Source organism: Quisquiliibacterium transsilvanicum (assembly GCF_014202215.1).
GTDB lineage: Bacteria > Pseudomonadota > Gammaproteobacteria > Burkholderiales > Burkholderiaceae_E > Quisquiliibacterium > Quisquiliibacterium transsilvanicum.
Genome location: NZ_JACHGB010000005.1, coordinates 485146 through 503433, shown reverse-complemented (window position 1 = coordinate 503433; position 18288 = coordinate 485146). Strand labels below are relative to the sequence as shown.

Annotated in this window: 12 protein-coding genes; 10 read left to right on the top strand and 2 right to left on the bottom strand. The window is 69.5% G+C overall.

The features are described 5' to 3' along the window. Window position 1 precedes the first annotated feature (1 nt). Together HNQ70_RS14785 and HNQ70_RS14780 are read left to right on the top strand one after the other, a co-directional pair. A complete protein-coding gene (locus HNQ70_RS14785) occupies window positions 2–979 on the top strand; it encodes an MlaD family protein (RefSeq protein ID WP_183968994.1) in 978 nt (325 codons plus the stop codon). Next, entirely contained in the window at window positions 976–1641 is a 666-nt protein-coding gene (locus tag HNQ70_RS14780; protein WP_183968992.1) for a hypothetical protein, read from the top strand. The genes HNQ70_RS14785 and HNQ70_RS14780 overlap by 4 nt, the downstream gene beginning before the upstream one ends. 21 nt (window positions 1642–1662) lie before the next feature. Here HNQ70_RS14780 and HNQ70_RS14775 read toward each other — a convergent pair whose 3' ends face one another. Further along, window positions 1663–2730 (bottom strand): AraC family transcriptional regulator, encoded by a 1068-nt coding sequence (locus HNQ70_RS14775; RefSeq protein ID WP_183968990.1) that lies wholly within the window; start codon window positions 2728–2730, stop codon window positions 1663–1665. A gap of 331 nt (window positions 2731–3061) precedes the next feature. Here HNQ70_RS14775 and HNQ70_RS14770 point away from each other — a divergent pair, with 331 nt between their 5' ends. Genes HNQ70_RS14770 through HNQ70_RS14755 form a run of 4 tightly spaced genes read left to right on the top strand, consistent with a single transcriptional unit; the run spans window position 3062 to window position 8321 of the window. Continuing rightward, window positions 3062–4168, top strand: a complete 1107-nt coding sequence (locus tag HNQ70_RS14770) for a TRAP transporter substrate-binding protein (protein ID WP_183968988.1) — start codon at window positions 3062–3064, stop codon at window positions 4166–4168. Window positions 4169–4184: 16 nt separating this feature from the next. Then, complete coding sequence (ilvD, locus tag HNQ70_RS14765) at window positions 4185–6035, top strand: dihydroxy-acid dehydratase (protein WP_183968986.1); 1851 nt, start codon at window positions 4185–4187, stop codon at window positions 6033–6035. Between the two features lie 25 nt (window positions 6036–6060). Continuing rightward, entirely contained in the window at window positions 6061–6654 is a 594-nt protein-coding gene (locus tag HNQ70_RS14760; protein ID WP_183968984.1) for a TRAP transporter small permease subunit, read from the top strand. After that, window positions 6651–8321, top strand: coding sequence for a TRAP transporter large permease (locus HNQ70_RS14755; RefSeq protein WP_183968982.1), 1671 nt, complete (start codon window positions 6651–6653; stop codon window positions 8319–8321). The genes HNQ70_RS14760 and HNQ70_RS14755 overlap by 4 nt, the downstream gene beginning before the upstream one ends. 40 nt (window positions 8322–8361) lie before the next feature. On the opposite strand, the gene HNQ70_RS14750 is transcribed toward HNQ70_RS14755, so the two are convergent. Beyond that, on the bottom strand, window positions 8362–9105 hold the full coding sequence (locus tag HNQ70_RS14750; protein WP_183968980.1) for a Crp/Fnr family transcriptional regulator: 744 nt from the start codon (window positions 9103–9105) through the stop codon (window positions 8362–8364). A 117-nt stretch (window positions 9106–9222) separates the two neighbouring features. On the opposite strand from HNQ70_RS14750, the gene HNQ70_RS14745 reads away from it, so the two are divergent. The 4 genes from HNQ70_RS14745 to HNQ70_RS14730 are packed head-to-tail and all read left to right on the top strand — an operon-like array spanning window position 9223 to window position 18251. Next, window positions 9223–12690: an indolepyruvate ferredoxin oxidoreductase family protein gene (locus HNQ70_RS14745; protein ID WP_183968978.1), complete on the top strand. Its 3468-nt coding sequence runs from the start codon at window positions 9223–9225 to the stop codon at window positions 12688–12690. Window positions 12691–12728: 38 nt separating this feature from the next. Then, on the top strand, window positions 12729–13691 hold the full coding sequence (locus HNQ70_RS14740) for a ketopantoate reductase family protein (protein ID WP_183968976.1): 963 nt from the start codon (window positions 12729–12731) through the stop codon (window positions 13689–13691). A 2-nt stretch (window positions 13692–13693) separates the two neighbouring features. After that, entirely contained in the window at window positions 13694–17191 is a 3498-nt protein-coding gene (locus HNQ70_RS14735) for an indolepyruvate ferredoxin oxidoreductase family protein (protein WP_183968974.1), read from the top strand. Window position 17192: 1 nt separating this feature from the next. Beyond that, complete coding sequence (locus tag HNQ70_RS14730; RefSeq protein ID WP_183968972.1) at window positions 17193–18251, top strand: malate/lactate/ureidoglycolate dehydrogenase; 1059 nt, start codon at window positions 17193–17195, stop codon at window positions 18249–18251. Window positions 18252–18288 lie beyond the last annotated feature (37 nt).

Genomic DNA, 18288 nt, shown 5'->3' with positions numbered 1-18288 from the left:
CATGGACGAACAGCGGCCCGACACCGCCACCGACCGGCGCATCCGGTTCCGGGCCACGCTGCTGCTGGCGCTCACGCTCGCGCTGGCCGCCGGGTTCACCGGCTTCGTCCTCTATTCGCGCGGAACCTTCGAGAGCACGCAGACGCTGGTGCTGATGGCCAGCGATTCCGAGGGCGTCAGCGTGGGCGCTGACCTCAGCTTCTCGGGCTTCCCCGTCGGCAGGGTCCGGCGCATCGAGCTGGCGCAGACCGGGCAGGCGCGCATCGAGATCGACGTGCCACGCAGCGACGCGCGCTGGCTGCGCGCCGGCAGCGTGTTCACGCTCGAGCGCGGCCTGGTCGGCGGCGCCCGCCTGCGCGCCTTCACGGGCAACCTGGACGACGCGCCTCTTCCCGACGGGGCCGTCCGTCCGGTGCTGCGCGGCGACACCACGGACGAGCTGCCTGGGCTGATCGCGAACCTGAACAAGGTGCTGGAGAACGTCGAACGCATGACCTCGGAGGCGTCCGCGCTGAACGCCGGGCTGGCCCGGCTGAGCGAGCTGGCCGAGCGGGCCGGCGGGCAGCACGGCGTGCTGACGGTTCTGCTGGGCAGCGAGGACGAGGCGCGCAAGGTGCTCCAGTCGATCGAGCGCACCAACAGGCTGCTCGCTTCGATGGACGCCGTGGCGACGCGCCTGGATGGCATCGCGCGCAAGGCGGATGCGAGCCTCTTCGGCAGCGCGGGCCTGGTCGGCGAGGCCCGCGCCGCGGCCAGCCAGCTAAACGCGCTGCTGGCCGACGCGCGCCGCACGCTCGAGAAGGCCGACGCCACCCTGGCCGATGCGCAGGGAATCGCCGCGAACACCCGGGCGGCCACCGAAGACCTGGCCGGACTGCGCGCGCAGGTGCAGGAGAGCCTGCGCAAGGCCAGCGCGCTGATCGACGAGGTCGACCGGAAGTGGCCCTTCCGCCGGGACACCGAGCTGCGCCTGCCATGACGCGCCGCACACGCTCGCTGCTCGCGCCGGCCCTGGCGGCCGCCGTCCTGCTGCTGTCGGCCTGCGCAGGCAAGCCCGCGCCGGACTGGGCCTCGAGCGCGCACGCCGCGCTGGAGCGCTACCAGGCTGCGTGGCTGCGCGGCGACGAGCGCGCGGCGCAGGCGGACTTCGGCCTCGCCAGGAGCGAGCTCGCACGCACCGGGCGCCCCGACCTGGTCGCCCATGCCGAACTGGTGCGTTGCGCGATGCGCGTCGCCTCGCTGGAGTTCGACGACTGCCCAGGCCTCCTCGCCCTGGCCGGGGACGCGGGTGCGGCACACCGAGCCTACGCGGACTACCTCGCCGGACGTCCCGCCGCCGCCGGACTGCTGCCGGAACAGCATCGCGCCATCGCCGCCGCCGAAGACCCCGCGGGCGCGCTGGCCGCGATCGAGAACCCCGCCTCGCGCCTGGTGGCCGCGGGCGTGCTGCTGCGAACCGCGCGCATCCGCCCGGAGCACATCGGCATCGCCGTGGAGACCGCATCCGCCCAGGGCTGGCGGCGCCCGCTTCTGGCATGGCTCGGAGTGCAGGAACGACGGGTGCTGGCGGCCGGGGACGCACAGGCAGCGGCGGGGATCAGGCGGCGGATGGAGCTGGTGACCGAGGGCAAGGTGCCGTGACCTGGCAGCCTGTCTGCAGCATCAGCCGCTTTCGGCAAGCTCGGAACGTCCGCTGCTTGTGACCCGCCCGCGGGCGCGATAGTCACTGGGCAGACGCCCGGTCCACTTCCGGAACGCCTGCCGGAAGCTTGCAACATCGGAGAATCCGAGCGACTCGGCGATTTCGGCCGTCTTCATCCGGGTGGTGCGCAGGTAGCGGATTGCCAGGTCCTTCCGCACGGACGCCAGGATGCTGGCGTAGGCGGTGCCTTCGGCCTGCAGCTTGCGCCGCAGGGTCCGTGAGGTCATGTGCAGGCGCGCCGAGATCTCCTCGATCCCTGGGAAGCGTCCAGGTTCCTCGACCAGCATCCTCGCGACGACACCCGCCGTCCCTGTCTCGGCTTGCACGCCCGCGAGCATTCGCTCGCAGGCCTCGCGCACCAGGACCGAGGTCAGTGAATTTGCATACGGCTGCGGCCGATCGAGCCAGCGCGCATCCCAGACAAGGGCGTTCTCCCCGCACTCGAACTCGATCGGCGCTTCTAGAAGTCCCTCGCGCTCGCCAGTGTCGGTCGATTCCGGATAGCAGACGCGAATCGCGTCCACCGCGAAGCCTTCGCCGTTCTGGTCCTGGAGCAGCGTGACTCCGATCCCCAGCTGGAAGTCGAGCACGAAGCGGAACAGGTCATCTTCGAGATCGAGCGAGTCGAAGTACTCGAGCACGCAGCGCCCATCCTCCTCGCGGAAGTCCACTCCGATGATCGGCGTGCTAAGTGCCCGGTAGCGGCTGACGCACTCCAGCGCCACGCGCTGCGTCTCGCTGCAGATCAGCGCAAAGCCGAAGAAGCCCAGGTGGGTGGCGTGGACCCTTCGGCCAGCGCGGATCGCGAAGACCGGGTCCGAGGTGAGGCTCATCGCGTTGCGGCAGACCGTGAGCAGCTGGCGCGCCGACATGCGGGCCGCGGGGTTGGTGAGGTCGCATTCGCGCAAGCCACTGCCCTCCAGGGCGCGCCCTGCGTCGACGCTTTCCTTGGCGAGCGCTTCGACCAGCACCAGCGCCTTGTGCATCGGATGGATCACTTCATCCAGTCTTGCTCCCGAGGTTCGCATGACGTTTTCTCCTTGCAGTGCACAACAACCGTGGACGACGCGGTGCCCACCATGCAATTCCCGACCCCGTAACAAGTCCCGATCAACCCGGTCATGCCCCTCAATACTAGACACCAAAGGTCAGCATGGCTCTGGACGCCACCCCTGCTTCGAAACGGATTTCCGCCGCGGCTGCCGCAATGCGCCGCAGATCCGGAACTCACGTCATCGGCCGGCCGTGTCCGGATATCCCTCCAAGTCGTCCGCGAAAGCCCTTTCCTGCCCTCTCCATGGCTACCCACAATCCTCGAGGGGTCGTCCGTCACGACACATCGAGAACCGGAGGAGCAACATGGATCGTCGCAATTTCGTCAGGAACCTCGCCGTGGGCGGGGCCGCCACCGCTGCAACGACTGCCGCCAGCGCACAGTCGGACAATCTCCCAACGATCAAATGGCGGGTCCAGAATTCCTACCCGAAGAGCCTCGGCGAGATCTACCAGCTCCAGCAGGACGTGATGGATTCGATCGGCCAGATGACCGCCGGCAAGTTCACCTGCCAGTTCTTCCAGGCCAATGAAATCGTTCCGGTGCCGGCGATGGTCAACGCGGTGGGCAACGGCACGATCGAGGCTGCCTACTCCGCGTCGCTGTTCTACATCGGCATCAACAAGGCCTTCGCGTTCGGCACCGGCGTGCCCTTCGGCATGAACGCCCGCCTGCAGTACGCCTGGCTGCGTTTCGGCGGCGGCTCGGAGCTGCTCGACAAGGAACTCTACAGCCAGTACGGCGTGATGCACATCCCGTCGAGCAGTACCGGAGCCCAGATGGGCGGCTGGTTCCGCAAGGAGATCAAGGGCCTGAAGGACCTCGAGGGCCTGAAGATGCGGGTCGCCGGCCTGGGCGGAGAGATCCTGTCGGCAATGGGGGTGATTCCGCAGATGATCCCGCCAAGCGACATCTACACCTCGCTGGAGAAAGGCACGATCGACGCCGCCGAATACGCGATTCCGGTCGGCGACGAAAAGACCAATCTGCAGCGTGTCACCAAGTACTACTACACGCAGGGCTTCTGGGACTACACGAACCAGTTGTGCTTCTTCGTCAACCGAGATCACTGGAAGAAGCTCCCGGAGGGCTATCGCAAGGCCTTCCTGGCCGCTGCGGGGGCCTACAACGCCGACGGCCTGGCCTATGCCGACGCCTTCAACATGCCCGCGCTGCAGCGCATCATCGCTTCCGGAATCCAGGTCAAGGCGATGCCGCAGGACATCATCGCGCGGGGCTACGAAGTGGCGATGGACTTCTACGCCGCTGAATCGGCGCGCAACCCGATCTTCAAGAAGATCCACGACCACTACATGAAGTTCCGGGACGACGCCTACCGCTGGTACAGCCTGAACGAGACGCCCCTGGACGTGTTCGTCGGCAACGCCGTCGCGCGCAGCCGCAAGCGCTGAACGAGCGGAAGCCACGATGCCGACCTATCGATCCAGCCGGGTCACCCAGGGCTCCGCGGCCATGGGGGCCCGGGCGCTCTGGCGCGCAACCGGAATGCGGGACGACGACTTCGACAAGCCCATCGTGGCGGTCGTCAACTCGTTCACCCAGTTCGTGCCCGGCCACGTCCACCTGAAGGACATGGGGCAACTGGTGGCGCGCGAGATCGAGGCGGCCGGCGGCGTGGCCAAGGAGTTCAACACCATCGCGGTCGACGACGGCATCGCCAACGGCCACGACGGCATGCTCTACTCGTTGCCCTCGCGCGACCTGATCGCCGATTCGGTCGAGTACATGGTGAACGCGCACTGCGCCGACGCCATGGTCTGCATCTCCAACTGCGACAAGATCACTCCGGGGATGCTGATGGCCGCGATGCGGCTGGACATCCCGGTGGTGTTCGTCTCGGGCGGGCCGATGGAGGCCGGCAAGATCCTCAAGGGCGATGCCATCGAGAAGGTGGATGTCGTCACGATGGCGGTGGCCTGGGGCAACCCGAACTCCACCGCACAGGAAGTGGCAGAACTGGAGCGCTCCGCCTGTCCGACCTGCGGATCGTGCTCGGGGATGTTCACCGCCAACTCGATGAACTGCCTGACCGAGGCGCTCGGCCTCGCGCTGCCCGGCAACGGAACCGTGGTGGCCACGCACGCCGACCGACGCCAACTCTTCCTGGATGCTGCACGGCTGATCGTCGAGCTCTGCCAGCGCCACTACGTCGAGGGCCAGGCAGGCGTGCTGCCGCGAGCGATCGCCTCGCGGCGCGCCTTCGAGAACGCGATGCGCATGGACGTGGCGATGGGCGGCTCCACCAACACGGTGCTGCACCTGCTGGCGGCCGCCCACGAGGGCGGCGTGAACTTCACGCTGGACGACATCGACCGGATCTCGCGCAGCACGCCCAACCTGTGCAAGCTGTCCCCGTCGACCCCGCTGTGGCACGTGGAAGACGTGCACCGCGCCGGCGGCGTGATGGGCATCCTCGGCGAGCTGGCTCGGCTGGACCTGCTCGACCTGGAGGTGCCGAGCGTGCATTCGCCGAGCCTGCGCGAAGCCCTCGCGCAATGGGACGTGCGCGGCGCGCCCTCGGCGGCGGTGGTGCATTTCTTCCGGGCGGCGCCCGGCGGCGTGCCGAGCCTGTCTGCGTTCTCGCAGGCCGAGCGCTATCCTGACCTCGACCTGGACCGCGCCGAGGGCTGCATCCGCGACGGCGCGCATGCGTACTCGCAGGACGGCGGGCTGGCGGTGCTGCGCGGCAACCTCTCTCCCGACGGCTGCGTGGTCAAGACGGCCGGGGTGCACGAGAGCATCCTGAAGTTCAACGGCAAGGCCATCGTGTTCGACAGCGAGAACGACGGCGCCGAGGCCATCGTCTCCGGCGCGGTGAAGCCGGGCCACGTGATGGTGATCCGCTACGAGGGCCCTCGCGGAGGGCCGGGGATGCAGGAAATGGTGAAGCTGACCATCCTGCTCAAGGCGCACGGCCTGGACAAGGTCTGCGCGCTGATCACCGACGGCCGATTCTCGGGCGCCACCTCGGGTCTGTCCGTGGGCCACATGTCCCCCGAGGCGGCTTCTGGAGGAGCCATTGCGCTGGTGCGCGACGGCGACGCGATCGAGATCGACATCCCCGGCCGTCGCATACACCTGCGCATCGACGACACCGAACTCGACGAGCGCAGGCAGGCCGAGATGCGCCGCGGCCATGCTGCATGGAAACCGAAGCCGCGCGAGCGCAGGGTGTCGACCGCGCTGAAGGCCTACGCGCTGCTGGCCACCTCCGCCGACCGCGGCGCGGTGCGCGACCTGTCGGCCTACGAGCGCTGAGCGCACAGTCGCAAGGAATCAACTCGTGAAACTTCTCCTACGGTTTTCGAGGATCATCGATCGGCTGAACGCCGCGATCGGCGAGTCCGTGTCCTGGCTCGTCCTGGTCGTGGTGCTGGTCAGCTCCGCGAACGCAGTGCTGCGCAAGACCATGAGCATGGGCTCCAACGCGGCGCTGGAACTCCAGCTCTACCTGTTCGCAGCCATCTTCCTGCTCAACGGCGGCTACACGCTGCTGCGCAACGAGCATGTCCGCATCGACGTGCTGTTCGTGCGGCTGTCAGAGCGCAAGCGGATGTGGATCGACATCTTCGGAATCCTGGTGTTCCTGATGCCCGTCACCCTGATCACCGCATGGCTGACGCTGCCGGTGCTGATTCGCACCTACGTCGGCTCGGAGCATTCGGCGAGCGCCGGCGGGCTGCTGCTGTGGCCGGCCTGGCTGCTGGTTCCGGTGGGCTTCGCGCTGCTCTTCCTGCAGGGCCTGTCCGAGCTCGTCAAGCGCGTTGCCCGGCTCCGGGGCATCGATCTGCCCCCGCCTCCGGGCGCCGCAGCGGCCGCGCCACCCGATCCGCTGGAGGTGCTGGCAGAAGCCCGCCTGCCGGGAGAGCGCGCATGATCGCCTTCATTTCCGCCAACCTCGCACCGATCATGTTCGCGGCGATGGTCGCCTTCATGCTGATCGGCTTCCCGGTGGCCTTCGCGCTCGCGGCCTGCGGCCTGCTGTTCGGACTGATCGGCATCGAACTCGGCCTGCTGTCGCCGGCCCTGTTCCAGGCGCTCCCGGACCGCCTGTTCGGGCTGATGATGAACGACACGCTGCTGGCGATCCCGTTCTTCACCTTCATGGGGCTCATCCTGGAGCGAAGCGGGATGGCCGAGGACCTGCTCGACACGATCGGCCAGCTGTTCGGCTCGGTGCGCGGCGGCATCGCCTACGCGGTGATCCTGGTGGGCGCGCTGCTCGCGGCCACCACCGGCGTCGTGGCGGCGTCGGTGATCTCGATGGGCCTGATCTCGCTGCCGATCATGCTCCGCTATGGCTACGATCCGCGGCTGGCCACCGGCGTGATCGCGGCCTCGGGAACCCTCGCACAGATCATTCCTCCGTCGCTGGTGCTCATCGTGCTGGCCGACGCGCTGGGCCGCTCGGTCGGCGAGATGTACCGCGGCGCCTTCCTGCCCGGCCTCATCCTGGTTGGCCTGTACGCGTTCTTCGTGTTCCTGTGCACCGTGTTCCGGCCTGCGACCGCGCCAAGCGTGCCGCTGGAGGCGCGCACCCTGGTCGGTCCGAAAGGCGCGACCGGCCTGCCGTCGCTGCTCGTGCTTGGCGCGATCTTCTGCGCGGTGATCGCCATCGCCCAGGCCATGCGCCCCGCGGGGGCGCCGCCCGACGAGACCGTCGTTGTCGTCGTCGCCTGGGGCGGAGCCATCGTGTTCGCGCTGACGGCCCTGAACCGCCTGCTGGGGCTGAAGCTCCTCTCGTCGGTGGCCGAGAAGACGGTCTTCTCGCTTGTGCCGCCGCTCGCGCTGATCTTCCTCGTCCTGGGCAGCATCTTCATCGGCCTGGCCACCCCCACCGAGGGCGGCGCGATGGGCGCCACCGGAGCGATCGCCCTGGCAATCGTCAAGCGCCGGCTGAACGTCGGGCTGCTGCGCCAGGCGATGAACACGACGGCACGGCTGACGGCGTTCGTGCTGTTCATCGTGATGGGTGCGCGGATCTTCAGCCTGACCTTCTACGCGGTCGACGGCCACCTGTGGGTGGAGCACCTGTTCGACCGGATGCCCGGCGGGACACTCGGCTTCCTGCTGATCGTGAACCTGATGGTCTTCCTGCTGGCCTTCTTCCTCGACTTCTTCGAGCTGGCCTTCATCGTGGTGCCGCTGCTGGCCCCGGTCGCGGACAAGCTGGGAATCGACCTGGTCTGGTTCGGAATCCTGCTGAGCATCAACATGCAGACCTCGTTCATGCATCCGCCCTTCGGTGCGGCGCTGTTCTTCCTGCGCAGCGTCTCGCCCAAGGAAGACTACGTCGACCCGGTGACCTCGAGGCGGATCAGGGGGATCACCTGGGGCCAGCTCTATGTCGGCGCTATCCCCTTCGTGGTGATCCAGCTGGTGATGGTGGGCCTGGTGATCGCGTTTCCTGGAATCGTCTCCTCAGGGCTGGCGAAGCCAGAGACGATGGCGCCCGCGCAGGTCGAGAAGTCGCTGCGCACGCTGGACGTCCCGCTTGCGCCAACCCAGCAGGACGATCCGCTGCAGGGGCTCGGCAGCAAGTGATCTCGCGCCGGCGATTCGGTGCGGCAGCGGGCTCCCCGGATCAGCGCCCGGGACGCAGGCCCCGCTGCGCCGGTCTGTCCGGACTGCCCTCGTACACCTCCATCGCCGAGATCCGCCCGAGCCCGAGGTGATCGAGGATCCGCACGCGTCCGTAGCCGCGCGCCACCAGACCGGCTGCTTCCCAATCGTGGAGCAGCCTGCTGATGGTCTGCCGCGTCACCCCGACCATCGCGGCGAGTTCGTCCTGCGTGACGCGCGGAGCGGCGTCTGCGCCGCCGACGGCCACCTCGTGATCCGAGATCGCCAGCAGCGTCTGCGCGACCCGCGCCGGATACGGCAGAGAACGCAGCTCCGACAGCAGGCCGAGCGCGCCGCGGAACAGCACCACGACGCACCGCGCCATCGCGAAGCAGTGGCGCCAGTCGCGCGAGACGATCTCGCGGAAAGCCGCGCTGGACAGGTGCAGCAGCCGGGTGGGCTCCACCGTCACGGCATTGTGCGGACGCGGCAGCCCGTCGAATTCGGAGATCACGCCGAACCAGGCACCCGGGCTGAAAGTGGAGAAGAGGATGTGTTTTCCCGAGGCCGTGTACTGCGACAGCCGCACGCCGCCGCTGAGCACGCCGTAGATGCCCGACGGCGCATCGTTCGCGCTGTAGACGATCTCGTTGGCGCGGAACTTCCGCTCCACGGCGAGCGAGAGCATCAGTTCGGCGAGCTCCGGCTCGAGGCTGGCGAACCAGGGGTCGCGCTCGAGCACACGAATCCAGTCCCTCCTGTCCAAGTCCTCCCCCTTCCCCGATGTCGCGCTTGCGGAATCCCGACGCAGGGAATTGTACGTTCTCTTACATTCCGCGCGTTTCCCGGCGTGTAGGGTGGACCGATCTGCGCAGGAGCCGTAATGCCCACACTCGCCCCCGTCGCACTCGACGACAAGTACACGCTCGCATCCGGCCGCATCTACCTGTCGGGGATCCAGGCGCTGGTCCGCCTGCCGATCATGCAGGTCCAGCGCGACCGCGCCGCCGGGCTGAACACCGGCGGCTTCATCTCCGGCTACCGGGGCTCGCCGGTCGGCGGCTACGACGAAGCCCTGTGGGCGGCCGGCCGGCACCTCGCCGAGCATCAGGTGCGCTTCCAGCCCGGGCTGAACGAAGACCTGGCGGCCACCGCGGTCTGGGGCAGCCAGCAGGTAAACCTGTACCCGGGCGCCAAGGTCGACGGCGTCTGCGGCATCTGGTACGGCAAGGGTCCGGGCGTCGACCGCAGCATGGACGTGATCAAGCACGCCAACGCCGCGGGCAGCTCGCGCCATGGCGGCGTGCTGCTGGTGGCCGGCGACGACCATGCCGCGCAGTCCTCGACGCTGCCGCACCAGAGCGACCAGCTGCTGGCCGGCGCGATGCTCCCCATCCTGAACCCGGCCAACGTCCAGGACTACCTCGACATGGGGCTGTACGGGTTCGCGCTGTCGCGCTTCTCCGGCTGCTGGGTGGGCTTCAAGGCGATCTCCGAGACCATCGAGAGCTCCGCCTCTGTGTACGTGGACCCGGCGCGGGTGCGGATCGTCACCCCGGAGTTCGCGATGCCGCCCGGCGGTCTGAACATCCGCTGGCCGGATCCGGGCGTCGACGCCGAGCGGCGGCTGCACGGACCGAGGATGGCCGCGGTCGCAGCGTTCGCGCGGGCCAATCCGGTCGACCACACGGTGATCGATGCGCCGCAGGCGCGCTTCGGCATCTTCGCCACCGGCAAGGCCTACCTGGATGCGCGCCAGGCGCTCTCCGACCTGGGCATCGACGAGGCGCGCGCGCGCCAGCTCGGCATCCGGGTGCGCAAGGTGGGGCTGACCTGGCCGCTGGAGGAGGACGGCGCGCGCCGCTTCGCCCAGGGTCTGCAGGACGTGCTGGTGGTCGAGGAGAAGGCCGCTTTCGTCGAGGCGCAGCTGGTGCGCCTGCTCTACAACCTGCCCGCCGGCAGCCGGCCCTCGGTGGTCGGCAAGCTCGACGAAGAGCGCCGCGTGCTGCTCAAGAGCGAGGGCGACCTTGCGCCGCTGCTGGTGGCGCGCGCGATCGTCGCGCGGCTGGCGCGCCTGGGCCTGGCCGACGACGCGCTGCGCGAGCGCATGGACCGGCTGGAAGGCTTCGAGCGCCACACCCAGGCGCTGGCGCTGCCGGCGGTGCAGCGCACGCCCTTCTTCTGCTCGGGCTGCCCGCACAACACCTCGACCAAGCTGCCCGAAGGCAGCCGCGGCATGGCCGGCATCGGCTGCCACATCATGGTGATGTGGCAGCCCGCGCGGCGCACCGCCACCTACAGCGCGATGGGCGGTGAAGGCGCCGCCTGGATCGGCCAGGCGCCGTTCTCGGCGGACACCCACGTCTTCCAGAACCTGGGCGACGGCACCTACGCGCACAGCGGTCTGCTGGCGATCCGCGCCGCGGCGGCGGCCGGCGTCAACATCACCTACAAGATCCTCTACAACGACGCGGTCGCGATGACCGGCGGCCAGCCGGCCGAAGGCAGCTTCACTGTGCCGCAGATCGCGCGCCAGGTGCATGACGAGGGCGCGAAGCGGGTCACCATCGTCACCGACGAGCCCGAGAAGTACGCGCAGGTGACCGACCTGCCGCCGGGCGCCGTCGTCCACCACCGCCGCCAGCTCGACCAGGTGCAGCGCGAGCTGCGCGAGGTGCCCGGGCTCACGGTGCTGATCTACGACCAGACCTGCGCGGCCGAGAAACGCCGGCGGCGCAAGCGCGGCGAGTTCCCCGATCCGCCGCGCCGGGTGTTCATCAACGACGCGGTCTGCGAAGGCTGCGGCGACTGTTCGGTGAAGTCGAACTGCATCTCGGTCAAGCCGCTGGACACCGAGCTTGGCCGCAAGCGCTTCATCGACCAGTCCAGCTGCAACAAGGATTTCTCCTGCCTCGAGGGCTTCTGCCCCAGCTTCGTCACCGTCGAGGGCGGCAGCGTACGGCGGGCTGCGCGCGCCGGAGCGAGCGCGCAGCAGCTCGCGCAGGGCGCATTGCCCGAGCCCGCGCCGGCCGCGCTCACGCAGCCCTACAGCATCCTGGTCACGGGCATCGGCGGCACCGGTGTGCTGACCGTCGGCGCGCTGCTCGGCATGGCGGCCCACCTCGAAGGCAAGGGCTGTTCGGTGCTCGACAACACCGGCGCCGCGCAGAAGAACGGCGCGGTGACCAGCCACGTGCGGCTCGCGCCGACGCCGGAGCAGCTGGTCGGCCAGCGCATCGCCGCGGGTGGCACCGACCTGGTGCTGGGCTGCGACATGGTGGTGGCGGCCAGCGGGCCGGTGCTCGCAACGGTCGACGAAGGACGCACCCGCGCAGTGATCAACACCCGGCTCGAGCCGACCGCCGCCTCGGTGATCGACCCCGACCTGGTGGTCGGCGCAGCGTCGATGACCGAACCCCTGGTCGCGGCGGTCGGCGCCGAGCGGGTCGACTTCGTCGAGGCCACCCGGCTGGCCACCGCGCTGATGGGCGACAGCATCGCGACCAACCTGTTCATGGTCGGCTATGCGTGGCAGAAGGGGCTCATCCCCCTGGGCCTCGCCGCGATCGAACGGGCGATCGCGCTCAATGGCGTCGCGGTGGACGCGAACAAGGCCACGCTTCTCTGGGGCCGGCTCGCCGCGCATGACGCCGCGGCGGTCGCGCAGGCCGCCGGCACCGGCGCTGCATCCAGCGAGCCGGCGCCGCCGCAGACGCTCGAGGAGCTCGTCGAGCGCCGCGCCGCGCTGCTCTCCGACTACCAGGACCAGGCCTGGGCGGCGCGCTACCGCGCGCTGGTCGACGCCACCGTGCAGGCCGAGCGGCGCGTGACCCGGGGCTCGACGCAGCTCGCCGACGCGGTCGCGCGCAACTTCCACAAGCTGATGGCCTACAAGGACGAGTACGAGGTGGCGCGCCTGTACACCGACGGCCGCTTCCTGCAGAAGGTGCGCGCCAGCTTCGACGGGGACTTCCAGCTGAACTTCCATCTCGCGCCGCCGCTGCTGGCCCGCCGCGACCCTGCCAGCGGCGAGCTGGTCAAGCGCAGCTACGGGCCCTGGATGCTCGGCGCGATGCGCCTGCTCGCGCGGATGCGCCGGCTGCGCGGCACCGCGCTCGACCCCTTCGGCCGCAGCGCGGAGCGCCGCGCCGAGCGCGCGCTGATCGACGAGTACGAGCGCACGATCGGCGAACTGCTCGGCCGGCTGGACATCGGCAACCTGCCAGTCGCCGTGCAGCTGGCGCGGCTGCCGGAGAAGATCCGCGGCTTCGGCCACGTGAAGGACCGCAACCTGGAGCAGGCGCGCAGCGAGCGCGAGCTGCTGCTGCGGCGCTTTGGCGAGGCCAAGTAGACCGTGCGGGCGATTCGCATCCAACAGGAGACGGACAGATGAAATTCGTGATCGTGGGCGCGGGTGCGCTCGGCTCGATCGTTGCAGCCCACCTGGCGCGCGCCGGCTCCCCCGTGGCCCTGGTGGCCCGCGGACGCCGTGCCGACCACATCGAGGCTCATGGCGTGCGCCTGACCGGCCTGGCCGACTTCACTGCGCAGGTGCCGGTGATCCGGCCGGGGGAGCGCGAGATCGACGCCGACGTGGCGATCCTTTGCGTGAAGACCTACGACACCGAGGCGGCGCTCGCACCGCTGCGCTTCACCGGCCGGCCGGTGGCGTTGTCACTGCAGAACGGCGTGCTCAAGAACGAGGAGCTGGCGCGGCACTTCGGCGCGGACCGCGTGCTGGGCGCCGCCGCCAGCGTCTCGGGCGAGCTGCTGGCCGACGGCAGCACCAGTTTCACGATGAACCAGCGGCTGCCGGTCGGCGAGCCTTCCGGCCCTCGAAGCGCCCGCGCCGAAGAGGTTGCCGGCACGCTCAAGGGCGCCGGCATCGCCGCCGAGGCGGTCGACAACATCGCCACGGTCGAGTGGACCAAGTACTCCGGCTTCGTGCCGCTGTTCGCCGCGGCGCTGCTGACCCGGCAGGAGACCTGGCGCAACCTCTCGGATCCGCAGGGCTCGGTGGCCATTGCACAGCTGGTGCGCGAGACGGTCGCGCTGGCCACCGCCAGCGGCGTTGCCGTCGAGGACCAGGGCGGCTTCCCGGTCGCCAGCATCGCCGCCGCGCCTGCCAAACAGGCCGCGGCCACGATCCGCGGCTTCGGCGAAGGCATGCGCAAGCGCGCACCGCAGCACCGGGTCTCCGCGCTGCAGGACCTGCTGCGCGGCGGCCGGCTGGAGGTGGACGCCATCCTCGGCCACGCGGTTCGCCTCGGCGGCCGCCTCGGCGTTCCCGTTCCGACCATCGAGACCTGCCACCGCTTCTGCGCAGTGCTCGACCGCATCACCCAGGAGTGACCATGAAACCGAACACCCCGGCACGCATCGACGCGAGCCTCGACGACAAGTACACGGTCGGCGAAGGAATCGTCTTCATGACCGGCATCCAGGCACTGGTGCGCCTGGGCCTCGAACAGATCCGCCGCGACCGCGCCGCCGGCCACAACACCGGCGGCTACATTTCCGGCTACCAGGGCTCGCCGCTGGCCGCCTACGACGGCGCGCTGCGCAAGGTGCCCGGCCTGCTGGCCGAGCACGGCATCGTCTACCGCCCCGGCGTCAACGAGGAGCTCGCCGCCACTGCGGTCTGGGGCTCGCAGTATGTGGGCATGTTTCCGGGCGCCAAGGTGGACGGCGTGTTCGGCATCTGGTTCGGCAAGGGCCCCGGCGTGGACCGCTCGGTGGACGCGCTGCGCCACGCCAACTGGGCCGGCACCAGCCCGCTGGGCGGCACGCTGGCGCTGGCCGGCGACGACCACGGCGCAAAGTCCTCCACCGTGGCCTGCTACTCCGACATCCTGTTCGAGTCGATGGCGATTCCGGTGCTCTACCCGAGCAACGTCCAGGAGATCCTGGAGTTCGGCCTGCACGGTATCGCGATGAGCCGCTTCTCCGGCGCCTGGACCGGCATGAAGCTGGTCGGCGAGATCGTCGAGAGCGCGGGCACGGTGCAGCTGAGCCCCGACCGTCCGCAGATCGTGCTTCCCGAGTTCGACTTCCCGCCCGACGGCCTGTCGATCCGGCCGGCCGAGATGGTGCTGATGCCGGTCGAGGAACGCGTCTTCCACAAGCGTCTCTACGCTGCGCTGGCCTACGCGAAGGCCAACGGTCTGAACCGCATCACGATGGACCCGGAGCAGGCGACGATCGGCGTCGTCTCCGCCGGCAAGGCTTGGCAGGACGTGCGCAAGGCGCTGTTCGACCTCGGCATCGACGAGGCGGCCGCTGAGCGCCTCGGGGTGCGGGTCCTGCAACTGGGCATGGTCTGGCCGGTGGAGCCCGACATCGTTCGCCGCTTCGCGCGCGGGCTCGAGACCGTGGTGGTGGTCGAGGAGAAGCGCCCGCTGATCGAGAACCAGCTGCGCTCCATCCTCTACGGCACGCCGGACGCGCCGAAGGTGATCGGCAAGGTGCGCGATGGCTACCTCTACGACAGCACGCGCGAATGGGTGTTCCCCAACTTCGGCGAAACCAAGCCCGGCATGGTGCGCCAGGTGCTGGCGGAACTGCTCGTGCAGGTCGATCCGTCCTTCGAGAAGTTCATCGAGCGCAGCTCGCCGGTGGCGCCCGCGGCGGCGCAGGTTGCTGCCGTGGTGCGCACGCCGAGCTTCTGCTCCGGCTGTCCGCACAACCGCTCCACCAAGCTGCCCGCCGGCAGCCGGGTGCTCGCCGGCATCGGCTGCCACGGCATGCAGGTGTTCCTCGATCCCGAGAACTGCAAGACGGTCGCGCAGATGGGCGGCGAGGGCATGCACTGGCTCGGCCAGCAGCCGTTCACCGACGAGAAGCACGTCTTCGCAAACCTCGGCGACGGCACCTACGCGCATTCGGGCTCGCTGGCGATCCGCCAGGCGGTGGCCGCAGGCGTTCCGATCACCTACAAGCTGCTGGCCAACGGGTTCGTGTCGATGACCGGCGGCCAGCCGATCGCCGGCGGCCAGACCATCGCGCAGATGGTGGACGCGCTGCGCGCCGACGGCGTGCAGAAGATCGTCGTCGTCACCGACGACCTCTCCAAGTACGAGACCGTGAAGTTCCCCGACGGCGTTCCGCTCAAGCACCGCGCCGAGATGGAGGCGGTGCAGAAGGAACTGCGCGAGTATCCGGGCGTGTCGGTGATCGTCTACGAGCAGCCCTGCGCCACCGAGCGGCGCCGCCTGCGCAAGCAGGGCAAGTGGGAGGACCCGGCCAAGCGCAGCTTCATCAACAGCGCGGTCTGCGAGGGCTGCGGCGACTGCGGCAAGGTTTCCACCTGCCTGTCGATCGAGCCGCTGGACACCGAGTTCGGCCGCAAGCGGCGCATCAACCAGTCCTCGTGCAACAAGGACTTCAGCTGCGTGGATGGCTTCTGCCCAAGCTTCGTCACGGTGCATGGCGGCAAGCTGCGCAAGCCCGAGAAGAGCAGCCGCGCGCTCGAGCCTTTCGAGCTCCCCGAGCCCGCACTGCCGCAGCTCGCTGGCCGCGCCCATCCCTTCAACGTGCTGGTCGGCGGCATCGGCGGCACCGGTGTCATCACCATCGGCCAGGTGCTCGGCGTTGCGGCACACCTCGACGGCACCCACGTCGCCTCGCTCGACATGATGGGAATGGCGCAGAAGTACGGCGCGGTGTTCTCGCACCTGCACTTCGCCGCGGACCCCGGCCAGTTGACCGCGCCGCGGGTGAGCGCCGGCGAGGCCGACACGATGATCGGCTGCGACCTGATCGTGGTTTCCGGCGACGAGCCGGTCGCCACCTTGTCGCCCGGGCGCAGCCACGCAGTGGTCTGCAGCGACCTCATCGCCACCGCCGAGTTCGCGCGCAACGCGGACTGGCAGGCCGACGCGCAGGGGCTGATGCAGCGCATCCGCGCCCGCACCGGCGAGGCGCTCACGATCGTCGACGGACAGCGGCTCGCAGTGGCGCTGATGGGCGACGCGATCGCCAGCAACATGCTGATGGTGGGCGTGGCCTGGCAGCTCGGTCGCATCCCGCTGTCGCGCGCAGCGATCGAGCGGGCCATCGAGCTCAACGGCGTGTCGATCGAGATGAACCGCCAGGCCTTCGCCTGGGGCCGCTGCATCGCGGTGGATCCCGAGCGGGTCGAGCGCATGCTGTCGGGCGGCCAGGTGATCCGCTTCCAGCGCAAGGCGGCGCCGAGCACGCTGGAGGAGACCATTGCGCGGCGAGTCGAGTACCTGGAGGCCTACCAGGGCAAGGCGCTGGCGCGCCGCTACACCGCGCTGGTCGACGAGGTGGTCCGCGTCGACAGCAAGGGCGGCGGCAAGCAGGCGCTGGCCCGCGCGGTCGCGACGTACTGGTTCAAGCTGCTGGCGCCGAAGGACGAATGGGAAGTGGCCCGGCTCTACGCGAGCGAGGACTTCCACCGCGAGCTGGAGCAGACTTTCGAAGGCGACTACACGCTGCACTTCCACGTCGGCGGCGGCCCCTTCGCCAGGACGCATCCGACCACGGGCAAGCCGATCAAGCGCGAGGTGGGACCCTGGCTGATGAGCGCCTTCAAGGTCATGGCGAAACTGCGCGGGCTGCGCGGCACCCTCCTGGATCCCTTCCGCAACGGCGCCGAGCGCGCGCTGGACAAGGCGCTGGCCCGGCAGTACGAGGAGGACGTCCGCATGCTGGTGGCCGGCCTCGACGAGTCCAACTACGCCAGCGCAGTGGCGATCGCAGCGCTGCCGGAGAAGATCCGCGGCTACGGGCACGTGCGCCAGGCCAGCGCCGACGCGGCCGCGGTGGAGCGCGAGCGGCTGATGCAGCAGTACCGGAACCCGGCCAGAGAACTCAGGAGAGCCAGCTGAAATGACCATCCTCGCGGAACCGACCCGCCTGCGTCCCTTCGTCATCGACATCTTCAGGGCCGCGGGCAGCAGCGAGCAGGAGGCGGAGGAGATCGCCGACCACCTGATCGACGCCAACCTCGCCGGCCACGACAGCCACGGCATCGGGATGATCCCGGCCTACATGCACCACCTGCGTTCCGGCTGGGTGAAGCCCAACCAGACGCCGGAGCGCGTCGGCGGCACCGATCCCTTTGCCGTGTTCGACGCGCGGATGGGCTACGGCCAGCCTGCGGTCACCCGGGTCATGGAGGAAGCCGCCCGGATCGCCGCGGCGCACGGCGTGGCGATCACCACGCTGCGCAACTCGCAGCACATCGGCCGCGTCGGCGCCTACGCCGAGCAGCTGCTCGCGAAGGGACTGATGTCGGTCCACTTCGTGAACGCGGTCTACGAAGTGCCGACGGTGGCGCCGTTCCGCGGCAGCGACGCCCGCGTGATGACCAACCCGGTGTGCGTCGCGGTCCCCGGCGCGAAGCCGCTGCTGCTCGACTACGCCACCTCGACGATCGCGCTCGGCAAGGTGCGCGTCGCCTACAACAAGGGCGAACAGGTGGCGCCCGGGCGGCTGATCGATCACAAGGGCCAGCCCACCACCGACCCGAAGGTGATGTTCGAGGAGCCCAAGGGGGCGCAGACCGCCTTCGGCGACCACAAGGGCTGGGCGCTGGCCTTCATGGCCGAAGTGCTCGGCGGCGCAATGACTGGCGGCCCGCGCAGCGGCGACGGCTTCCAGGGCGGACGCGGCCTGGTCAACGGGATCATGTCGATCGTGATCGAGCCCGGCCGCCTGGTCGACGGCGGCTGGTTCGACGGTGCGGTCGCAACGCTGACCGACTACGTGAAGGCCTCACCCGCCGCCGACCCCGACGCCCCGGTGCTGGTGCCCGGCGAAACCGAGCAGGCCTCGCGCGCGCAGCGCAGCCGCGACGGCATCCCGGTGGACCCGACCACCTGGAAGCAGATCGTGAGCTGCGCGAACGCGTTCAGCCTCGAAGTGCCGGAGTTCCCGGCGGCCTGACCGGCACACGATCCGGGCAGTGGCAGGCAGGCAGGCA